General features: G+C 75.7%; 1 pseudogene. It reads right to left on the reverse strand.

The annotated features are described in order from the left end of the window. Positions 1-313, reverse strand: a pseudogene (locus tag ACLBYB_RS33040) (peptide chain release factor N(5)-glutamine methyltransferase); the annotation flags it as partial.

A 313-nucleotide genomic window follows, 5' to 3' on the forward strand; every position in this document is an offset into this window, starting at 1 on the left:
CCTCCGGCCGGTCGAAACACAGGACTCGGTCATGACCGGCAAGATCGCGGGTCAGCCCGCGCTCGCGATAGCCGGCGGCGCGCGCGAGCTCCGTGGCGGCCGCCGCCTGATCGTAGCCGATCTCGAGCACGAGCAGGCCGCCCGGGGCGAGACGCGCGCCCGCGCCGTCCAGGATCCGCCGGTAGGCGTCGAGTCCGCCGGTGCCGCCGTCGAGGGCGGCCTCCGGGTCGTGGCCGCGAACCTCGCGCGCCAGGGTCGCGATCACGGCGCGGGCGATGTAGGGCGGGTTCGAGACCACGAGGTCGAAGCGGCC

The sequence above is a fragment of the Methylobacterium sp. D54C genome, assembly GCF_053345595.1.